The 18,988-nt window shown below is 37.7% G+C and carries 20 protein-coding genes; 1 reads left to right on the top strand and 19 read right to left on the bottom strand.

Annotation, left to right across the window (positions count from 1 at the left end; all coding sequences use genetic code 11):
* Window positions 1-25: 25 nt before the first annotated feature.
* The 9 genes from rncS to MHH71_RS24330 all read right to left on the bottom strand — a co-directional run bounded on the left by rncS (window position 26) and on the right by MHH71_RS24330 (window position 9,037).
* On the bottom strand, window positions 26-763 hold the full coding sequence (rncS, locus tag MHH71_RS24370; RefSeq protein ID WP_003199450.1) for a ribonuclease III: 738 nt from the start codon (window positions 761-763) through the stop codon (window positions 26-28).
* Window positions 764-822: 59 nt separating this feature from the next.
* The gene (gene acpP, locus MHH71_RS24365) at window positions 823-1,056 is read right to left on the bottom strand and encodes an acyl carrier protein (RefSeq protein WP_000786062.1); all 234 of its coding nucleotides are present in this window, start codon (window positions 1,054-1,056) and stop codon (window positions 823-825) included.
* Window positions 1,057-1,127: 71 nt separating this feature from the next.
* Complete coding sequence (gene fabG / locus MHH71_RS24360; protein WP_016115974.1) at window positions 1,128-1,868, bottom strand: 3-oxoacyl-[acyl-carrier-protein] reductase; 741 nt, start codon at window positions 1,866-1,868, stop codon at window positions 1,128-1,130.
* A complete protein-coding gene (fabD, locus tag MHH71_RS24355) occupies window positions 1,862-2,812 on the bottom strand; it encodes an ACP S-malonyltransferase (protein WP_003208176.1) in 951 nt (316 codons plus the stop codon). Before fabD ends, fabG begins: the two co-directional genes overlap by 7 nt.
* A 14-nt stretch (window positions 2,813-2,826) precedes the next feature.
* Window positions 2,827-3,819 carry a phosphate acyltransferase PlsX gene (gene plsX, locus MHH71_RS24350; RefSeq protein WP_018780923.1) on the bottom strand — a complete coding sequence of 331 codons (993 nt, stop codon included), beginning with the start codon at window positions 3,817-3,819 and terminating at the stop codon, window positions 2,827-2,829.
* Entirely contained in the window at window positions 3,816-4,409 is a 594-nt protein-coding gene (gene fapR, locus MHH71_RS24345; RefSeq protein ID WP_003199443.1) for a transcription factor FapR, read from the bottom strand. Before fapR ends, plsX begins: the two co-directional genes overlap by 4 nt.
* A gap of 92 nt (window positions 4,410-4,501) precedes the next feature.
* A complete protein-coding gene (gene recG, locus MHH71_RS24340; protein ID WP_018764722.1) occupies window positions 4,502-6,550 on the bottom strand; it encodes an ATP-dependent DNA helicase RecG in 2,049 nt (682 codons plus the stop codon).
* 425 nt (window positions 6,551-6,975) lie between these two features.
* On the bottom strand, window positions 6,976-8,652 hold the full coding sequence (locus MHH71_RS24335; RefSeq protein ID WP_006095749.1) for a DAK2 domain-containing protein: 1,677 nt from the start codon (window positions 8,650-8,652) through the stop codon (window positions 6,976-6,978).
* A gap of 22 nt (window positions 8,653-8,674) precedes the next feature.
* Window positions 8,675-9,037 (bottom strand): Asp23/Gls24 family envelope stress response protein, encoded by a 363-nt coding sequence (locus tag MHH71_RS24330; RefSeq protein WP_000021111.1) that lies wholly within the window; start codon window positions 9,035-9,037, stop codon window positions 8,675-8,677.
* A 378-nt stretch (window positions 9,038-9,415) separates the two neighbouring features.
* Between MHH71_RS24330 and rpmB the strand changes: the two genes are divergently transcribed.
* The gene (rpmB, locus tag MHH71_RS24325; protein WP_000124776.1) at window positions 9,416-9,604 is read left to right on the top strand and encodes a 50S ribosomal protein L28; all 189 of its coding nucleotides are present in this window, start codon (window positions 9,416-9,418) and stop codon (window positions 9,602-9,604) included.
* 71 nt (window positions 9,605-9,675) lie between these two features.
* Here the strand turns inward: rpmB and spoVM are convergent, their stop codons facing one another.
* The 10 genes from spoVM to def all read right to left on the bottom strand — a co-directional run bounded on the left by spoVM (window position 9,676) and on the right by def (window position 18,980).
* Window positions 9,676-9,756: a stage V sporulation protein SpoVM gene (gene spoVM / locus MHH71_RS24320; RefSeq protein WP_001213600.1), complete on the bottom strand. Its 81-nt coding sequence runs from the start codon at window positions 9,754-9,756 to the stop codon at window positions 9,676-9,678.
* 66 nt (window positions 9,757-9,822) lie between these two features.
* Window positions 9,823-10,464 carry a thiamine diphosphokinase gene (locus MHH71_RS24315; RefSeq protein ID WP_033799063.1) on the bottom strand — a complete coding sequence of 214 codons (642 nt, stop codon included), beginning with the start codon at window positions 10,462-10,464 and terminating at the stop codon, window positions 9,823-9,825.
* Window positions 10,465-10,569: 105 nt separating this feature from the next.
* Window positions 10,570-11,214, bottom strand: coding sequence for a ribulose-phosphate 3-epimerase (rpe, locus tag MHH71_RS24310; RefSeq protein ID WP_003199671.1), 645 nt, complete (start codon window positions 11,212-11,214; stop codon window positions 10,570-10,572).
* A 2-nt stretch (window positions 11,215-11,216) separates the two neighbouring features.
* Entirely contained in the window at window positions 11,217-12,098 is an 882-nt protein-coding gene (gene rsgA, locus MHH71_RS24305) for a ribosome small subunit-dependent GTPase A (protein ID WP_003199670.1), read from the bottom strand.
* A gap of 284 nt (window positions 12,099-12,382) precedes the next feature.
* A complete protein-coding gene (gene pknB / locus MHH71_RS24300) occupies window positions 12,383-14,353 on the bottom strand; it encodes a Stk1 family PASTA domain-containing Ser/Thr kinase (RefSeq protein WP_018780921.1) in 1,971 nt (656 codons plus the stop codon).
* Window positions 14,354-14,361: 8 nt separating this feature from the next.
* Window positions 14,362-15,114, bottom strand: coding sequence for a Stp1/IreP family PP2C-type Ser/Thr phosphatase (locus MHH71_RS24295; protein WP_003199663.1), 753 nt, complete (start codon window positions 15,112-15,114; stop codon window positions 14,362-14,364).
* A gap of 4 nt (window positions 15,115-15,118) precedes the next feature.
* On the bottom strand, window positions 15,119-16,207 hold the full coding sequence (rlmN, locus tag MHH71_RS24290; RefSeq protein WP_003199662.1) for a 23S rRNA (adenine(2503)-C(2))-methyltransferase RlmN: 1,089 nt from the start codon (window positions 16,205-16,207) through the stop codon (window positions 15,119-15,121).
* A gap of 4 nt (window positions 16,208-16,211) precedes the next feature.
* Window positions 16,212-17,546 carry a 16S rRNA (cytosine(967)-C(5))-methyltransferase RsmB gene (gene rsmB, locus MHH71_RS24285; RefSeq protein ID WP_018780920.1) on the bottom strand — a complete coding sequence of 445 codons (1,335 nt, stop codon included), beginning with the start codon at window positions 17,544-17,546 and terminating at the stop codon, window positions 16,212-16,214.
* Window positions 17,543-18,487 carry a methionyl-tRNA formyltransferase gene (gene fmt / locus MHH71_RS24280; protein ID WP_006095752.1) on the bottom strand — a complete coding sequence of 315 codons (945 nt, stop codon included), beginning with the start codon at window positions 18,485-18,487 and terminating at the stop codon, window positions 17,543-17,545. The genes rsmB and fmt overlap by 4 nt, the downstream gene beginning before the upstream one ends.
* Before the next feature lie 16 nt (window positions 18,488-18,503).
* On the bottom strand, window positions 18,504-18,980 hold the full coding sequence (gene def / locus MHH71_RS24275; protein WP_003199655.1) for a peptide deformylase: 477 nt from the start codon (window positions 18,978-18,980) through the stop codon (window positions 18,504-18,506).
* Window positions 18,981-18,988 lie beyond the last annotated feature (8 nt).

The raw sequence follows: 18,988 nt of genomic DNA, 5'->3' as shown, positions 1-18,988 counted from the left end.
TCCCCCTCATGTAAAGGGGGATTCCTTATGATTGTTCTTTTAACTTTTTCAACGCCTCTGAAGCAGCTTGTTGCTCTGCTTCTTTTTTCGACTTACCGCTACCAAGACCTAGAGCCACGCCATTTAATGTAACACGTGACACAAACTCTCGATTGTGAGCAGGTCCTTTTTCTTGCAAAATTTGATATTCAATATTACCGCTACCATCACGCTGAATTAATTCTTGTAGTTGACTCTTATAATCCATCACATGAGAAAAAGCACCTTCATTAATTTTTGGATATACAATTTCTTTTAAGAATTCCCAAACTGTCTCCAACCCTTGATCAAGATAAAGGGCACCAATAAACGCTTCAAAGACATCCGCTAATAAAGCTGGTCGTTCACGTCCACCTGTCATTTCTTCACCTTTTCCTAGTAAAACAAGGTTACCAAATGACAATTCATTCGCAAAGCGGACAAGAGATGGTTCACATACAACAGCTGCACGCAACTTTGTTAGCTCTCCTTCGCTCATTGTCGGATATTTTTGAAACAAATACTGTGATACAGTTAATTCTAATACAGCGTCTCCAAGAAATTCTAGACGTTCATTGTCTTCATGTGGCTTTTTTCGATGCTCATTCACATACGATGAATGCGTAAATGCTTGAATTAATAATTTTTCATCTGTAAACGTAATACCTATTTTTTGTTGAAACATTTTAAAAGCTTCACGATATTTTGTTTCATATTTTTTTTCTCTATATTTTCGGTACGGCATAGGTCCCTCCAGATATAAGCCGAGAAAGCCCCGCTATAAAACGGGACTTCACTCAAACATTATAGATGACTCTCTATGTAAGTCACAGCATCGCCAACAGTAGCAATTTTTTCTGCATCTTCATCAGAAATTTCCATTTCAAACTCATCTTCCAATTGCATTACAAGTTCAACTACATCTAGGGAGTCTGCACCTAAATCTTCTTTAAAGCTTGCAGCTGGTACTACTTCTGTTTCTTCTACTCCTAAACGATCCACGATAATTTTCGTTACACGCTCTAAAACATCTGCCATAATTCATTCACCTCCCCTCAAATATTATATTAAATATTTCACAAAAAAACTAGGTGAAATCGTTTCTTTTATTACATTACCATACCACCATCAACATGTAATGTTTGTCCTGTAATATATTTGCTGTGATCAGCAGCAAAAAATGTTACAGCATTCGCAATATCTTGCGCTTCTCCAAACTTAGCAGCAGGGATTAATTTTAACATTTCCTCTTTTACGTTTTCGCCTAATACATCTGTCATATCAGTAGCAATAAACCCTGGAGCAATTGCATTTACTGTTATATTTCGGCTAGCCAATTCTTTTGCGGAAGTCTTTGTCAATCCAATTACCCCAGCTTTTGCTGCAACGTAATTTGCTTGACCGGGATTCCCTGTAACACCGACAACAGAAGCAATATTAATAATACGACCATGACGCTGACGCATCATGTAACGAGATACTGCTTTCGTACATAAGAATACACCTTTTAAGTTTGTATCAATAACTGTATCCCATTCTTCTTCTTTCATACGCATTAATAAATTATCTCTTGTTACCCCTGCATTATTCACAAGAATATCAACTCGTCCAAATGTATCCACAGTGTGTTTTACCAGGTTTGTAACTTCTTCAACATTAGCAACGTCTGCTCTCACTGCGATTGCTTCTGAACCAAGTTTTTTTATTTCATCAACTACTTCATTTGCTTTTTGCTCATTACCAGCATAGTTAACTACAACTGTTGCCCCTTGCTTCGCTAAATCAATTGCAATTGCGCGGCCAATTCCACGTGATGCACCTGTTACTAATGCAACTTTCCCTTTTAACATCCGCTTTCTCCTCTCAAACTTGAAATGGTATCTTTCAATGTCTCTTCATCATATATCGCATATACCTTTGCAGATGGAGCAATTGATTTCATAAGACCAGCAAGAACTTTCCCGGGACCAATTTCAATAAATGTATCTACACCTTGTTCTACCATCTGTTCAATAGATGGGTACCATAAAACAGGTGAATAGAGCTGTTCAATTAGCTTTTCTTGAATATCTTCACTGCGATTAACGCAATTAGCCGTAACGTTTGCAACAACTGGAATGTTTGCATCTTGAATTGTAATTTCATTTAAAACATTTTGAAACTTCTCAGCTGCTGGTTTCATTAATGAAGAATGGAACGGACCGCTCACACGAAGCGGAATTGCTCGTTTTGCACCATTTTCTTTCACTTTTTGAGAAGCGAGTTCTACTCCTCGTTTCGTTCCAGAGATAACGATTTGCTTCGTACTATTCATATTAGCAATTTGCACAGCATGACCTTCACTCGTTACTTCTTCTGTAACTTGTTTCAGAACATCTGGATCTGCCCCTAAAATAGCGGCCATTGCACCTTCTCCGCTTGGCACAGCTTCTTCCATATATTCACCACGTTTTCTTACAGCGTAAACAGCATCTTCAAATGTTAATGCTCCCGCTGCAACAAGCGCGCTATACTCACCTAAGCTATGGCCAGCAACATAATCAGGCGTAATATCATATTGTTTCAAAGCTGTTAAGATTGCAATACTTGTCGTTAATAGTGCTGGTTGCGCATTTGTCGTTAATGTTAGCTTCTCCTGAGGTCCTTCAAAAATTAATGATGAAAGAGACTCCTGTAAAACTTCATCCGCTTTTTGAAATATTTTTGCAACCTCTTTATTATTCCCTGCTAATTGCTGTCCCATTCCAACCGCCTGTGAACCTTGGCCCGGAAAAAGAAATGCTAGTTTTCCCATTTCAAACCCTCCTCTTATTGAAGCGGCTCTTTCTCCATTACACTTGAAATTGTAGGAATGACTTCTTTCGCTACCATTTCTCTCGTTTGACGAATCGCACTAAAAATCGATTGATCATTAGAAGATCCATGAGCCTTAATGACAGGAGCTTTTAATCCAAACAATGCTGCTCCGCCATACTCCGAATAATCCATTTTATCTTTTAATATCATCAGCTTCGGTTTTAATACTGCCGCTGCTAATTTACTTGTGAACGAACTCATTAATTGTTCTTTTAACATAGAAAATAATGCTAGTGCAGTTCCTTCTAATGATTTTAATGCTACGTTTCCAGTAAAACCATCGCATACAACTACATCTGCCACACCTTGTAATAGGTCTCTTGACTCAACGTTTCCAACAAAATTAATTGGCGCATCTTTTAGCATAGCGAATACTTGTTTTGAAAGTTCGTTTCCTTTGCCATCTTCTGTCCCGACATTCAAAAGACCAACACGCGGATTGTTAATTCCTCTTACTTTCTCAGCGTAAATAGAACCCATTACCGCATATTGATATAAATGAATTGGCTTCGCGTCAACATTTGCTCCAACGTCTAACATAACAAAACCTTTCCCATCAATTGTTGGCATTGTAGGAGATAACGCTGGACGTTCAATCCCTTCCATACGTCCTACCACAAACAATCCAGCTGCCATTAAAGCCCCTGTGTTACCTGCTGATATACAAGCATTGGCTACACCTTCTTTTACTTGCTGCGCTGCAAGTACCATTGAAGCTTGCTTTTTCCGACGAACAGCTCTTACTGGTTCATCTGTCCCTTCAATCTTTTCATCTGTATGAAGTACAGTAATACGCTCTTCGCTTGTTAAATACTGACGAATCTCCTCTTCTTTTCCTACCAAAGTAATATGTAAATCTGAATATTCCTTAATAGCTTTCATTGCTCCTAATACAGCTGCTTTTGGAGCGTGATCGCCACCCATTGCATCTATTGCGATTTTCATAAATTGTTACCTTCCTCACTATAATTACTAGATCGATACATTTCAAAAGTGCCTGTAAAAACAAGTTCTTCGCCAACAAAGCTATGCACTTTGACAACCGTCCGTCCTTTATCATTCTCCACATCTTCAACGCGGGCTTTTGCAACAACACGTTCTCCTAATTTTACAGGACGAATATATCGAATGGTAGACTTTGCAGTTAAAGCTAATTCTTCATCAATAACTGCAACAGCTAGTGAGTTCGCTTGAGCAAACAAATGGTGCCCACGCGCAATTTGATTTCTTTTAAATACATGCTCCATCTTCACTTCAAAAATAGAAATTGCATGTCTATCTAATTCTATATCAATAATTTCTCCAACTACCTCTTCTAACGGTAAAGATTTTACATCTTCTTCATGCTGTTTCGTTGCCACATGTTTAATTCGCTCTCTTAACTCAGGAATCGATAATTCCATTCGATCAAGGCGAACAGTTTGTATACTTACTTGAAACTGCTCTGCTAACTCTTCATCCGTTATGAAAGGATTCGTTTCTATTGTTTGTTGTAATAATACTTGTCTTTCTTTCTTACTTTTTCTTTTTTTCATACCGCACCATCCGTTTTTTTATGACTAGGTACTAACAGTAGTATATAATCATTAAAAGTAGAATGCAACAAAAAAATTTGCACATTCCATTTTTAATCGAGCTTTTCTCCTTGAAACACACCTGCTCCTTCAAGATATACGCGTAATGCAGCATACTGCTCGTTGTGCCAAAACGCTTCAGAATCAACCAGCACGGCCGCATCTTGTCTCGCCGTTTCCAACGCTCGATAATCATGTACCATATCAGCTACCTTAAACTCTGGTAGACCACTTTGTTTACTTCCAAAGAAATCTCCAGGACCACGTAACTCTAAATCTTTTTCCGACAATACAAATCCATCATTTGTTTCTGTCATAATGCGCATGCGTTCTTTCCCAGTTTCCGATTTCGGATCTGCGATTAACAAACAATACGACTGCTCACTCCCACGGCCAACACGACCTCGAAGCTGATGCAATTGCGATAAACCAAAGCGCTCCGCATCATAAATTACCATAACCGTTGCATTTGGCACGTTGACACCAACCTCAACTACAGTTGTTGAAACAAGAATTTGCACTTTATTTTCACTAAATTTCTCCATTACATCTTCTTTTTCTTGAGAAGATAAACGTCCGTGCATTAATCCAACCTGAAACTTTCCTTGATAGTGATGCATCAGCATACTATGCAAATCAATTGCATTTTGCACATCAAGCTTCTCAGATTCTTCAATAAGCGGACAAATTACATAAGCTTGTCTCCCCTTATTCACTTCCTTTTCCACGAAACCAAGGACACGTTCTAACATATCATGTTTTGCCCAATACGTTTCAATCACTTTACGCCCAGCAGGCATTTCATCAATAATAGAAACATCCATCTCTCCAAAAGCAGTAATCGCCAATGTACGAGGAATCGGTGTTGCTGTCATAAACAACACATCTGGACTTTCACCTTTCTCTCGTAAAACGCGGCGCTGCGCTACACCAAAACGGTGTTGTTCGTCAGTAATAACAAGTCCAAGTCTATGGAAAATGACCTCATCCTGAATTAAAGCATGTGTCCCAACAAGAATATCTATTTCTCCTTGTTCAAGTTTCGCTAAAACTTCACGACGACGTGCCCCCTTAACTGAACTCGTTAACAATTCCACATTCATATTAAAATGCGAGAACGTCTCTGCTAGCGATTGATAATGTTGCTCAGCTAAAATTTCTGTAGGGACCATTAACGCACCTTGATAATGTGCAAGTTTCGCTGCATAAAGAGCAATTGCAGCTACAACTGTTTTTCCTGATCCAACATCCCCTTGTAATAACCGATTCATCCGGTACGGAGACTGCATATCTTTTATAATCTCAGAAACAACGCGACGCTGTGCGCCAGTAAGCGGGAACGGAAGTGCATCAGTGAACTCTTCTAATTCTTTCATTGAAATATCTTTTTTCGTCCCCTTCGAACTCTCTCTTTCCATTTTACGCAACGCTTGCATTTTGAGCTGGAATAAGAAAAATTCTTCATATACAAATCGACGACGTGCTTGTTTTAAATCTTCTTGACCAACTGGAAAATGGAGCGCTCGAAGCGCTTCATAACGCGGTAATAATTTATAACGCCCTAACAAACCATCTGGCAACATTTCTTCTATAGAGGAACCATACTCTTTTAAAGCTTGTGCAATAAAACGTCGCATTTGTTTTACTGTTAATTTTCCTTTTACTGAATACACAGGTTCCACTTCTTGCTGACGTACGACTGGACCAAAGTGAAGCTCGGATATAGAAATCGTTTGACGATGCTGATCCCATTTACCAGTAATCGTCACCGTTTCATCAAGCTTTAACTTTTGCTTATAATACGGTCTATTAAAACATACAGCCGTAATTAAATAACGGCCAACAAGTACGCGAACAGTAAGACGCGATTTCTTTTTCCCGTAATATTGTAATAAAGGAGCACTATGCACCTTTCCTTCCACTGTTACACGCTCTTCATGTTTCACTTCTGCCAAATCTTTCATCGCGTAGTCTTCATAACGGTACGGAAAATGCTCTAATAGATGGGAAACTGTATAAATCCCCATCTCATGTAATAATTCAGATGTCTCTTCCCCGATTCCTTTTACATCCGTAACAGGAACTTGCACAACTTCACTCAAGATTTTCACGCTCCGTCACATCATTTTCTTATTTTTACTCGCGTATATACTTCATGCATATATGGATATACAATTCCATATAACTTATACATTTACTATCCTAACTTGTAATCGTTCTCTTCTGCCTTTTCTATTCTATCATAGGCATTCTCAAGGAAACTACCCTTATACATTATCAGCCATATATAATGACCCTTTCATTAACCTAAATACCTACTTGATTAAACTTTGCGAAATCTTTTATCAAATTATGTATATTCCAAAGAAAGATATGCGATAAAAAAGAGCCTTACTATAGCAGCAAGGCTCTTTTTTATCGTCATTATGCTAGCCTTTTGAAAAAGAACCACTGACGATAGATTATCGCTAGTTCTTGCTCATTAGCAAGTAAAACCATTCATCTCTATGCAAAAAAGAAATTCCCTTTATTCTACAGAGAATATGAAAGAATATACAGGTTGATTTCCTTGGTGAACTTCTACCTCTACATCTTCAAACTTCTCTTCTACAAATGCAACTAACTCTGCAACTTCTTCATCTGTTGCATCTTCACCTTGCAAGATCGTTACAATCTCAGAATCTTCATCAATCATACTTTCTAGCAATTGCTTCGCTGCATCTACTTTTTTAGCATTTGTAGATACAATTTTCCCATCTGCAATACACATGAAATCATTTTTTTGAATCGCTACACCGTCAATTTCCGTATCACGAACTGCATACGTAATTTGACCTGTTTTCACATGTGCTAGTGCTTCTTGCATGTTCTTTTCGTTTTCTTCTAACGTTCCAACTGGATTAAATGCTAACATTGCAGCCATTCCTTGAGGAACAGTTTTTGAACGAACAACAATCACTTCTTGATCAATAACAGATGCCGCTTGCTCTGCTGCCATCACAATATTCCCGTTATTCGGTAATATAATGATTTTTTCAGCATTCGCTTCTTCGATTGCCTTTACGATATCCTCTGTACTTGGGTTCATCGTTTGACCACCTTCGATAACTTGTGTTGCCCCAATGCTCTCGAATAGGTTTTTAATACCTGATCCCATTGCTACAGTTACAATACCGTATGGTTGCTTTTCTTTTACTGGAATTACTTTTTCCGGCATCGGTGTTGGCTCATCTAATAAAGCAGTATGCTGTTCGCGCATATTTTCTACTTTAATTTTAATCAAACTACCATAACGTTGACCGTAGTTCATCGCATCACCAGGATGTTCTGCATGAATATGAACTTTTACAACTTCATCATCCGAGACAACAAGCAATGAATCTCCATATACACTAATATCTTCACGGAATTTCTGCTCAGAGAAATTATGTTCTTTCATTTTTTCAGACTCTAATTTCACCATAAATTCCGTACAATATCCGTATTTAATATCTTCTGTACTCAATTGGCTTTGTACACTACGGTGATGCTCCGCACGCACCATTTCATTCATAGATGGTTGTGCTGGTACATCAGAAGAAATTGTTTCCCCTTTTAAATCAGCTAAAAAGCCTTCGTATACAACAACAAGACCTTTACCACCGCTATCTACAACGCCAACTTGTTTTAATACAGGCAATAAATCTGGCGTACGATTTAACGATGCATTTGCTTCTTTGACAACGTCTTCCATAAACAAAACAAAGTCGCGCTGTTTTTTCGCAACTGTGACTGCATATTTCCCCGTTTCTCTTGCAACTGTTAAAATCGTTCCTTCAATCGGCTTCATAACCGCTTTATACGCCGTTTCTACACCAGCTTCTAAAGCTGCCGCAAAATCAACTGTTGTTAATACTTCTTTTTGTTCAATGGATTTAGAGAAACCACGGAACAACTGAGATAAAATAACACCTGAGTTACCACGAGCTCCCATTAATAATCCTTTTGCTAAACTTACGCCGACTTTACCAGCATGCTGCGAAGGGTTTGCTTTCACTTCACGCGCGCCTGAAGTCATTGATAAATTCATATTTGTACCGGTATCGCCATCTGGAACTGGAAAAACGTTTAATGCATCAACAAGCTGAACATTGTTTGTTAAGTTATTCGCTCCTTGAATAATCATTTGTGATAAACGTTTCCCATCAATTTTTTGAATTGACACAGATTTTCCTCCTTAATGCACATTACAAGTTTATTACTTTAACTCCTTGTACGTAGATGTTTACAGAATCTACTGCTAGTCCTACCGTTTGGTCTAATGTATATTTCACTTTCGTTTGGACGTTGTGTGCTACCTCTGAAATTTTTGTACCATAGCTCACAATAATATACATATCAATATGTACTTCATCTTCGTCTTTACGAACAATAACGCCTCTAGTGAAGTTTTCTTTTCGTAAAATTTCTGTTAATCCATCTTTTAATTGGTTTTTTGAAGCCATACCAACGATACCGTAGCAATCTACCGCGGCACCTCCAGCAATCGTTGCAATTACATCTGTACTAATATCAATTTGACCGTACTTTGTTTTAATTTCAATTGACATCTCTTTTCCCCCTTCATAAATGGTGAAAGTGAGCTAGACTACTTTAATTACTATCATATAATCTTTTTAAAGAAAATTCCATCGTTCTTTCTTTTCGCTCTCATATTTTATACTTATTATTACACTTTTCTACGACGAGCAAAATAGTCCATTGTTATTATACAACATGTACCACTATAATATGTCAAGTGATTTTTCTTGATTTCTACTTTTCTTTACTGAAATTTAGTGTCAAGTAATTTTTCTTGATTTCTTTTTTATACACTGTTGCATTCTCTTTTTAGTTGTGTTAAATTATAGTAGTGTTTTTAGCATCGCATAAAAGACTAACATTGAAAAAATTACGTATGGTAAGGTAGTTAAGGGAGGGAAATATAGATGGCTCGTGTTTGTGCTATTACTGGAAGAAAAGCTCGTTCTGGTAACTCTCGTTCTCACGCAATGAACGCTACAAAACGTAAATGGGGCGCTAACCTTCAAAAAGTTCGCGTACGCATCGACGGTAAAGTTCAACGTGTTTACGTTTCTGCTAGAGCATTAAAATCTGGCAAAATCGAACGTGTTTAATAATAAAAAAAAGAGCCAATAGGCTCTTTTTTTATTATCCTCATGAAAAAAGCACCATTAATGGTGCTTTTTTAGTCCTTTTTAAAGGTATTTAACACCGCGCGAACAATTCCACCAAGAAATTTAGGTAACTTAATTGTATAAAATCTCATGGTTTCCCTCCTAATCCCCATTACTCCACTTGTTTACTATATGATGCAAGTAGCAAAAGTGTTTCTTCAATCAGTGCTTCTTATCACCATTAATATGCCAGAAGCAAATGAAAAAGTACCTTTTTCCGCAATGAGTTCATTACTAATACAAAGCGTCGATCCCCATTCTATCGTTTTATCAGTAAGAGGATATTTAAAGCCACGAAGTGTAATACCTTTTACAATTTCCGTAACAGGCACAAAGGATACGTATGGAAATTGTTCATTTTCTTCAATTATATATGTGCCTACTTTTTTTACAGAGATTTCATTTTTATTGTCAACGATATACATTTCAGTATGTGCTTCCAGCCCTTTTAAAAGCATTTGTATGTTCGCTAACCCATGATCAAGCCTTCCGCCTGTAGCACCAAAAATGCGAATCAAATCCGGCTTTTGCTCCAGTGCCCAATGAATTGCAATTTCTAAATCCGTTTGATCTTTTTCACGCGGAACAATATGTAACTCATCTGTCTGTTTTTGCATCCACGCTAATTCTTCATCTGTAACTGAGTCATAATCACCCAATGCAACAGTAGGTATGATTCCTCTTTGCAACAAACGATATACACCACGATCAACCGCAGCCCATACTACTTCCTCATTTTCATACCGAGAGAAATCAGCACAGTACTCCGCCGGTCCTCCAGCTAAAATATGAATAATCATCTTTTCTTTCCCTTCTATAGAAAAAAGCAATCTGCCAGTCGGTAGATTGCTTTTTTCACATTAGCCCGTTCTAACAGGTCTTAAAAGTTTTCTTATCTATATTCCTTATCCACGAATTACTCGAATTGCTTCACCGCGGTCTTTTTGATTGTACACTGCTGATCCTGCTACAAGAACATTTGCTCCAGCTTCTACACAAAGTCTCGCAGTCTCAGCATTCACACCACCATCAACTTCGATTTCTACTTGTAAATTACGCTCTTTGACCATTTCTGCAACTTGTTTAATTTTCGGTAATACAGAGTGAATAAACTTCTGTCCACCAAATCCTGGATTTACTGTCATAAGTAATACCATATCAATATCTCCCAATACGTGTTCAATCATTGAAACTGGTGTATGTGGATTTAATACAACTCCAGCTTTAATACCATGTGATTTAATTAATTGAATCGTACGATGTAAATGCGGGCACACCTCTACATGAACAGTAATAATATCCGCTCCAGCTTTTGCAAAAGTAGGGATATAGTTATCCGGGTTTTCAATCATTAAGTGTACATCTAATGGTAAAGATGTAATTGGACGAATCGCTTCTACAATTAATGGACCAATTGTAATGTTCGGAACAAAATGCCCATCCATTACGTCAACATGGATATAATCCGCTCCGCCCTTTTCTACATCTTTAATTTCTTCCCCTAGTTTGGAAAAATCTGCTGATAAAATCGATGGTGCAATTTTAATCATAATTAATACCTCGGCTTTCTCTCTCTAATTTCTTCTACAAATTGTTTGTAATGTTCATAACGATATTGTGTAATTTTCCCTTCTTCAACCGCAGCTTTTACTGCACATTTCGGTTCTGAAAGGTGTGTACACCCTCTAAATTTACAGTATTGACTCTCTTCTTTCAACTCTGGAAAACAATACGTAAGATCTTCTACTTCGATATCAATAAAATCAAGAGAGCTAAAACCCGGTGTATCTGCAACCAGACCGCTTCCTACTGCAATTAATTCTACATGCCTTGTCGTATGCTTCCCTCGCCCTAAATGCGATGAAATATCATCTGTTTTTAGGGCTAAATCTGGGCGTAATACATTTAACATGGAAGATTTCCCTACACCAGATTGCCCCGCAACAACTGAGACACAACCTTCTAAGAATGGTTTTAAAATATCAATACTTTCCGATGTATTTATAGAAGTAAATAACACATCATATCCCATTTCACGATAATCATTTGCATAAGATTCAACAGTTTCTCGCATTTTTTCATCTACTAAATCCATTTTACTGATACAAATAATTGGTTTAATGTTATGATATTCAATTAATACTAAAAATCGATCTAATAACCCTGGGTTAAAATCTGGTTCAACTGCTGAGAAAACAAGGATTGCTTGATCAACATTGGCAATTGGCGGCCTAACAAGTTCATTTTTCCGCTCAAAAATCTCTAAAACATAGCCTTCATTCGGATTCTCCGCTTGAAAAACTACTTGATCTCCTACAAGTGGTGTAATTTTATTTTTTCTGAATACACCACGACCACGGCATTGTGTAATGCCACCTTCATGCTGTACATAATAAAAACCACTTAAAGCTTTTACAATTTTTCCTTCTGCCATATAATTCTCCTTTATTCTATATAAAGTGAAATTGTTATCAGCCTCTCCATACAGTTATCCCTTCCTTAAAATATTGAGACGGGGTACTGCCAGCGAATACTAGGATAAAACTGACTATTTATCAGTTCAGATTCTCCTTTATTTCCACTTCACTTTTATGGCTGTCCTTCTATTTCAAAACGTAATTTCTTACCCTTCTACGTTAACAGCATAACAGGCAAGAGCAACAAATTCCACTCTCCATACAAAGAAGGTGGAATCCACCAAATGGAGACACACCTTTACTAGGCTGGATATGGCACTTCTTTATCAATAATTGTCGTCCCATCTCGAACAATTTTGTAATGACCTTTTGTTCCTTCTTGAATCACAAATTCCAAAGAAATAGTAGCAGATTCTGTTATTGTTCGCGTTTCAATCGGCTTATCCATTTTCTGCTGCATATCTTCTTTATAAATTTCAATTGTTTGTGGCTTTTTCTCACCTGTCGCAGGAGGCTCATACGGAATCGAAATGTTATCAACCTTTACTGTTTTCGTTACTTTAGGCTTCGGACCATCAGAGACAGTAATCGTTACTTTATCCCCTTCTTTTAACGGCGTTCCTGGTTTTGGTGATTGTGAAATTACTTGTCCCTTATCAACAGTATCCGAATATTCTCTTTTTATATTTGGGACCAGTTTCTTTTCATTTAAATAGCTATTCACACTATTTTCCGTCCATCCAGAAAAATCAACAGGTCGAATTTGGTAAGGACCTTTACTCACCCAAACTTTCACATCTTGCTCCGCTTCCACAACCATTTGGTCTGCTGCTGGACTTTGTTCTACGATTTCACCTTTTGGTTTTTCGCTTTCAATATCGTATCGAACAACAATTTTATACTTCCCTTCCAATTCGTCCTTCAAACTATCAAAATCTTTTCCGATTAAATTACTCATCTTATCCTTCTTTTTTCCACCGGATTGATAGATAGTAATTTTCGACCTTTCTTTTACAACCCTTCCTGCTGCCGGACTTGTTTTAATTACTTTCCCAGCTTCAACATCATCTGTATAAACAATGTTCGGTTCAGCAACTTCAAATCCTTTCTCAACAAGAGTGTTAACAGCAGTCTCATACTTCATACCAGACACATCAGGAGTTTTTACGTCTTTAGGAATAAAGAATCCTGGAATCACAGTCAGCGCTAACGTTGTGCCGATTGCTAAAAGTAAAAATGTTGTAAGTAACACTTTCAGCCATTTGTTACTTCGCTTTTTTTTCTCGTTCGGTTTCACTTCTTCATCTTTTATCTGTTCATCCGCTTTACTTCCATTCAATACAATTGTTTCATCGCTTACATTTCCAAATAATTGTTCTTGTTGAATAATTGGAATTGCCTTCGTCGCTTCCATATCTTCAGGTATATAAAATGGTTGTTCGTTAATACGTTCTGGATATAGCGCCGTTTCAATATCTCTCTTCATCGCATTAGCAGACTGATAGCGATGAAATGGATCTTTTGCAGTTGCTTTTAAAATAATATTTTCTACACTTTGCGGAATATCTGGATTCCAGCGTTTTGGAGATGGTGTTTCATTCTGTAAATGTTTTAAAGCGATCGCAACTGCAGACTCTCCTGAGAAAGGTTGTCGCCCTGTTAGTAATTCAAACATAACAATACCAAGCGAATAAATATCCGATTGTTTATTCGCTATCCCTCCACGTGCTTGCTCTGGTGACAAGTAATGGACCGAACCAAGCACTGAGTTCGTATGCGTTATCGCCGTTGCACTTGTAGCAGTCGCAATCCCAAAGTCTGTCACCTTCACGACTCCATCATTCCGAATTAAGATGTTATGTGGCTTTATATCTCTATGGACAATTTCAAAATGATGCGCATGTGCCATTGCAGATGTTAACTGCTCCATAATATCAAGAGCTTCTCCTATCGGTAACATTCCACGCTGCGTTATGTATTGCTTTAATGTTTGTCCAGGTACATATTCCATAACAAGATAATAAATTCCATCTTCTTCCCCAACATCATACATATTCACAATATTTGGATGCGACAACGTTGTAACAGATTGCGCTTCTCGATGGAAACGTTTAATAAACTCATCATTATTTGCATAATCGAGTCTTAATATTTTTACCGCTACATCTCGGCCTAGTATATCATCATGAGCCAAATATACATTGGCCATCCCTCCGCCACCGATCATTTTCAGTAGCTTATAACGGTCGTTTAGGCGTTTTCCAATCAGCACGTTGTAATTCACCTACTTTCGTTTGCCGAATCCGCATAATCAACAATGACAAGGGTAATATTATCTTCTCCCCCACGATCATTCGCAAGTTGAACAAGATGTTCTCCCTTTGTCTCGAGTTGTTCGTTTAATTGCAAAATCTTTCGCATATCATCCATAGCAACTTTATTTGATAATCCGTCAGAGCAAAGAAGCAGTTGATCATTTTCTTCTAACACTAATGTTTTAACATCTAATCCAACTTTTTCTTCTGTTCCAAGCGCTCGTAAAAGCAAATTCTTTTTTGGATGATACTCTGCATCCTCTTTTGAAATCTCACCATATCTAACAAGTTCATTTACAAGTGAATGGTCTTCAGTTATAAGTGAAATCTCATCATCTGATAACATGTAACATCGACTATCTCCTATGTGTCCAATTGTTACAAATCCCGCTGTACAAATCGCAACAATAACAGTAGTTCCCATACCACTACACTCTGTATGTTTCTTCGAGTATTCGTATACCCTCTCGTTAATCATCTCAACGTTTGTATGTAGCCATTCTTCGGCCTTTTTTGGTGTATCCATATTATACGTTTGTTTCCAATAATCATGGAATAGTTGAATGGCCATCGAGCTAGCAACATCGCCTGCTCGATGACCTCCCATTCCATCAGCTACAACAGCTAAAATATCTCCATCTAAATTATGAAAAACTCCTGCACTATCTTCATTATGTTGACGAACTTTCCCTTTATCCGATAGAAACACGGCTTTCATCTTGTCACCTCGTCTCTTCTTTGCGCTCCTTTGCACGCAACTGACCGCAGGCAGCATCAATATCATGACCTTGTTCACGGCGAATCGTTACATTCACTCCACGGTCTTTCAACGTTTTTTCAAATAAGAAAATTTGTTCACGTGGTGTTCTTACGTAATCGCGTTCTGGTACATAGTTTACCGGAATTAAGTTCACATGACATTTTACACCTTTTAAAAGTTGAGCCAATTCTTCGGCATGCTCAACTTGGTCGTTTTCTCCTCCAAATAAGCCATATTCAAACGTAATGCGACGCCCGGTTCTATTCACATAGTATTTAATAGCTTCCATTAAGTCAGGCAGCTTATAAGCACGGTTAATCGGCATTAATTTTGAGCGTAATTCTGTATTTGGAGCGTGCAATGAAATCGCAAAGTTAATTTGCATATCCTCTTCAGCAAACTTATAAATTTTCGGGATGATTCCACTTGTTGAAACCGTCATATGACGTGCACCAATATGAATTCCTTTTTCATGGTTAATAATGCGTAAAAACGACATTAAGTTATCGTAGTTATCAAACGGCTCTCCAATTCCCATTACAACAAGAGAACTCACGCGCTCATCTGTCTCATCAAGCGCACGTTGAACCTCTACTACTTGCGCTACGATTTCTCCAGCCTCTAGGTTTCGCTTTAAACCACCTAGTGTTGATGCACAGAATGTACAACCAATTCGGCAACCTACCTGTGTTGTTACACAAATGGAATTTCCATATTCATGTCGCATTAATACTGTTTCGATAGAATACCCATCATATAATTGGAATAAAAACTTAATTGTCCCATCAGAAGATGTTTGCTTTACTAATGTATTTAAAGTAGTAATATCAAAGGAATTCGACAATTTATCACGCAATCCTTTTGAAAGATTTGTCATATCCTCATAATTTTTTACACGCTTTTTATATAGCCAATCAAAAATTTGACCTGCACGGAATTTCGGTTCACCTTGTTCCTTTAACCAATTTTGCATTTCATGAAGTTGTAAAGAGTAAATAGATGTTTTTTTTGTTTCTAAATCTTTCTTTTGTTTTTTTACAGTCGTTTCCATGATGCTACACCTTCTTTCTTAAACAAGCAATATAAAAGCCATCTGTTGCAAAATAATGCGGTAAAATTTGTACTTGCCCTTCATTTATATAAGGACGTAATTTTTCTGGCATGCGCTCTTTCATAGTAGTATCCCATTCAAATTCAGGATGCTCTTGTAAAAATTGCTCTATCACTTGTTCATTTTCTATTTTTTCAATTGTACACGTACTATAAACAAGGCGACCACCTGCTTTTAACAGTGGAGCTACCTTTTCTAGTATCGATAGCTGAATTGTCGACAGTCTTTCACTATCGCCTTTTTCTTTACCTAATTTAATATCAGGCTTACGTCTGATAACACCAAATCCAGAACATGGTGCGTCTACTAATATTTTGTCAAAGCTTTCGTTCGCAAAATGTTCTTGAACTTTTCTGGCATCTAGCGCCTTTGTTTCAATGTTCTCTAATTCTAGACGCTTCGCCTGTTGCTGAATTAGACGAACTTTATGCGGATGTAAATCCAGCGACGTTACCTGACCAGTTCCCTTTAAACGCTCTGCAATGTGTGTTGTTTTCCCACCAGGCGCCGCGCAGCTATCAAGAACCATATCTCCTTCTTCGGGTTTCAAAGCACGCGCAACAAGCATAGAGCTTTCATCTTGAATAGAAAGGAAACCGTTTTTAAACGCTTCTGTATGCGCTACGTTTCCTTTTTCAATTTGGATAGCATCTTCTGATAAATCACCACGTTTTGCTTGTACACCCTCACGTTCTAGCAAAGCAATCGCTTCTTCTACCGTTATTTTATCAACATTCACACGTGCTGTCGGTACCGGCGGAACCATATTTACTTCGCACATTTTTTGCGCTGTTTCTAAATCGTATGCTGATACCCACTCTTGTACAAGCCACTCTGGATGACTCGTTGCAACAGAAACTCGCTCTACAGGATTTTGTATCTCCTCTAAAGATGGCACACCTTCACGTTGAATCGAACGGAGTACCCCGTTTACCATCCCTGCAATTCCTTTATGACCACGACGTTTTGCAATCTCAACAGCCTCATGAATCGCCGCTCTTTCTGGGACGCGATCTAAATATAGCATTTGATATAAAGATAAGCGAAGTAATATTTTTACCCACGCTTCAACTTTTTTTCTTAAAAATGGTTGTAAATAATAGTCAAGTGTATCACGACGTTGAATCGTTCCATAGACAATCTCAGTTAACAAACCAATATCTTTTCTATCAATCGCACTTTTTTCAATCAAATTATTTAAAAGTAAGTTGCTATAAGCGCCACTTTTCTCTACTTGAATTAGACCATCAAGAGCTAACTCACGAACATTTTGTCTCATGCGTCTTCTCCTAACTTCGTACCAATTTCAGGTTTTGTTCCACGTAAAAATTGTGAACAACTCATGCGCTTTTTACCAGATGGTTGTAATTCAGTAATTTTAACACCTGTTTCATTTCCTGTTGCCACAACGAAACCATCTTCTTCAATTGCTACAATAGAACCAGCTTCAGCCTGTACTGTTACAGGAACTTTTTCGCCCCACCATATTTTTACAACTTGCCCTGCTAAAGTTGTATAAGCAACTGGCCACGGATTTAAACCACGAATGTGATTGTAAACCTCTTCTCCTGTTTTCATCCAATCAATCTTTTCTTGCTCACGTTTAATATTGTAAGCGAATGTTACTTCATCCTCATTTTGTTTAATCGGTTCTAATTTTCCTTGTATTAAAAGCGGAACTGTTTTTGATAATAAGTGCGCTCCAGCCTCACTTAATTTATCAAATAATGAACCAGTTGTTTCACGTTCTTCGATTTCCACTTCTACTTGCGTTAAAATATCACCAGCATCTAATTTTTCCACCATATACATAATTGTGATACCTGTTTTTTCTTTTCCCTGCATGATGGAGTAATGAATTGGTGCACCGCCGCGAAGTTCTGGAAGTAATGAAGCATGAACATTAATACATCCATACTTTGGTGCTTCTAAAATTTCGTTTGGTACAATTTGTCCGAACGCAGCTGTCACAATTAAATCCGGCTCTAATGCCAATACTTTTTCATATTCGTCTTTTTCACGAATTTTTAACGGCTGTAACACCGGAATACCATGTTTTTCCGCTTCCACCTTAACAGGTGTTGGTGTCATAACCTTTTTTCTCCCCACTGGACGATCCGGCTGCGTTACAACACCAATTACATCATATCCATCTTCAATAAGACGACGAAGCACCGGTACAGAAAAGTCCGGTGTTCCCATAAATACTACTTTTATCATTCAAAAACCGCTCCTTTTACATCTCTTCTAATTCATTTTCCTCATAATATCTCGTCACTTTTGATGTAAATAACACACCATGTAAATGGTCGATTTCATGTTGGATTGCGCGTGCTAAAAAATCATCTGCCTCTAATAAAAAGATTTTACCACGACGATTTTGTGCACGTACTTTAATATACTCTGCACGCTCCACTTCACCATAAAGTCCCGGAAAGCTTAAGCAGCCTTCGGGACCTACTTGTTCACCACGTTTTTCTAAAATAACTGGATTAATCAGTTCGATTTTTCCCGTATCATCACCAATATCAACAACTGCCACTTGCAAACTTACGCCGACTTGTGGTGCTGCTAAACCAACACCATCTGCAACTAACATTGTTTCATGCATATCTTTTAACAAATTCACTAACTTTTTATCAAAGTTCATTACCCGTTCACATGGGGTTTCTAACACTTCATCTGGATGCTTTACAATTTCTAAAACTGCCATATTTTCCT

This window comes from Bacillus sp. FSL H8-0534, assembly GCF_038005885.1.
In the GTDB taxonomy this organism is placed as follows: domain Bacteria; phylum Bacillota; class Bacilli; order Bacillales; family Bacillaceae_G; genus Bacillus_A; species Bacillus_A pseudomycoides.
The sequence above is the reverse complement of the archived record's forward strand: the minus strand, read 5'-3'. Positions and strand labels throughout refer to the sequence as shown.

Coding starts and splice junctions, on each gene's coding strand:
- MHH71_RS24315 (WP_033799063.1), bottom strand. CDS start 10,464: ATGATTATTCATATTTTAGCTGGAGGACCGGCGGAGTACTGTGCTGAT.
- spoVM (WP_001213600.1), bottom strand. CDS start 9,756: ATGAGATTTTATACAATTAAGTTACCTAAATTTCTTGGTGGAATTGTT.
- rsmB (WP_018780920.1), bottom strand. CDS start 17,546: ATGAGACAAAATGTTCGTGAGTTAGCTCTTGATGGTCTAATTCAAGTA.
- rpmB (WP_000124776.1), top strand. CDS start 9,416: ATGGCTCGTGTTTGTGCTATTACTGGAAGAAAAGCTCGTTCTGGTAAC.
- rsgA (WP_003199670.1), bottom strand. CDS start 12,098: ATGGCAGAAGGAAAAATTGTAAAAGCTTTAAGTGGTTTTTATTATGTA.
- def (WP_003199655.1), bottom strand. CDS start 18,980: ATGGCAGTTTTAGAAATTGTAAAGCATCCAGATGAAGTGTTAGAAACC.
- MHH71_RS24295 (WP_003199663.1), bottom strand. CDS start 15,114: ATGAAAGCCGTGTTTCTATCGGATAAAGGGAAAGTTCGTCAACATAAT.
- fabD (WP_003208176.1), bottom strand. CDS start 2,812: ATGGGAAAACTAGCATTTCTTTTTCCGGGCCAAGGTTCACAGGCGGTT.
- rlmN (WP_003199662.1), bottom strand. CDS start 16,207: ATGGAAACGACTGTAAAAAAACAAAAGAAAGATTTAGAAACAAAAAAA.
- acpP (WP_000786062.1), bottom strand. CDS start 1,056: ATGGCAGATGTTTTAGAGCGTGTAACGAAAATTATCGTGGATCGTTTA.
- rpe (WP_003199671.1), bottom strand. CDS start 11,214: ATGATTAAAATTGCACCATCGATTTTATCAGCAGATTTTTCCAAACTA.
- fabG (WP_016115974.1), bottom strand. CDS start 1,868: ATGTTAAAAGGGAAAGTTGCATTAGTAACAGGTGCATCACGTGGAATT.
- MHH71_RS24330 (WP_000021111.1), bottom strand. CDS start 9,037: ATGTCAATTGAAATTAAAACAAAGTACGGTCAAATTGATATTAGTACA.
- plsX (WP_018780923.1), bottom strand. CDS start 3,819: ATGAAAATCGCAATAGATGCAATGGGTGGCGATCACGCTCCAAAAGCA.
- fapR (WP_003199443.1), bottom strand. CDS start 4,409: ATGAAAAAAAGAAAAAGTAAGAAAGAAAGACAAGTATTATTACAACAA.
- rncS (WP_003199450.1), bottom strand. CDS start 763: ATGCCGTACCGAAAATATAGAGAAAAAAAATATGAAACAAAATATCGT.
- fmt (WP_006095752.1), bottom strand. CDS start 18,487: ATGATAAAAGTAGTATTTATGGGAACACCGGACTTTTCTGTACCGGTG.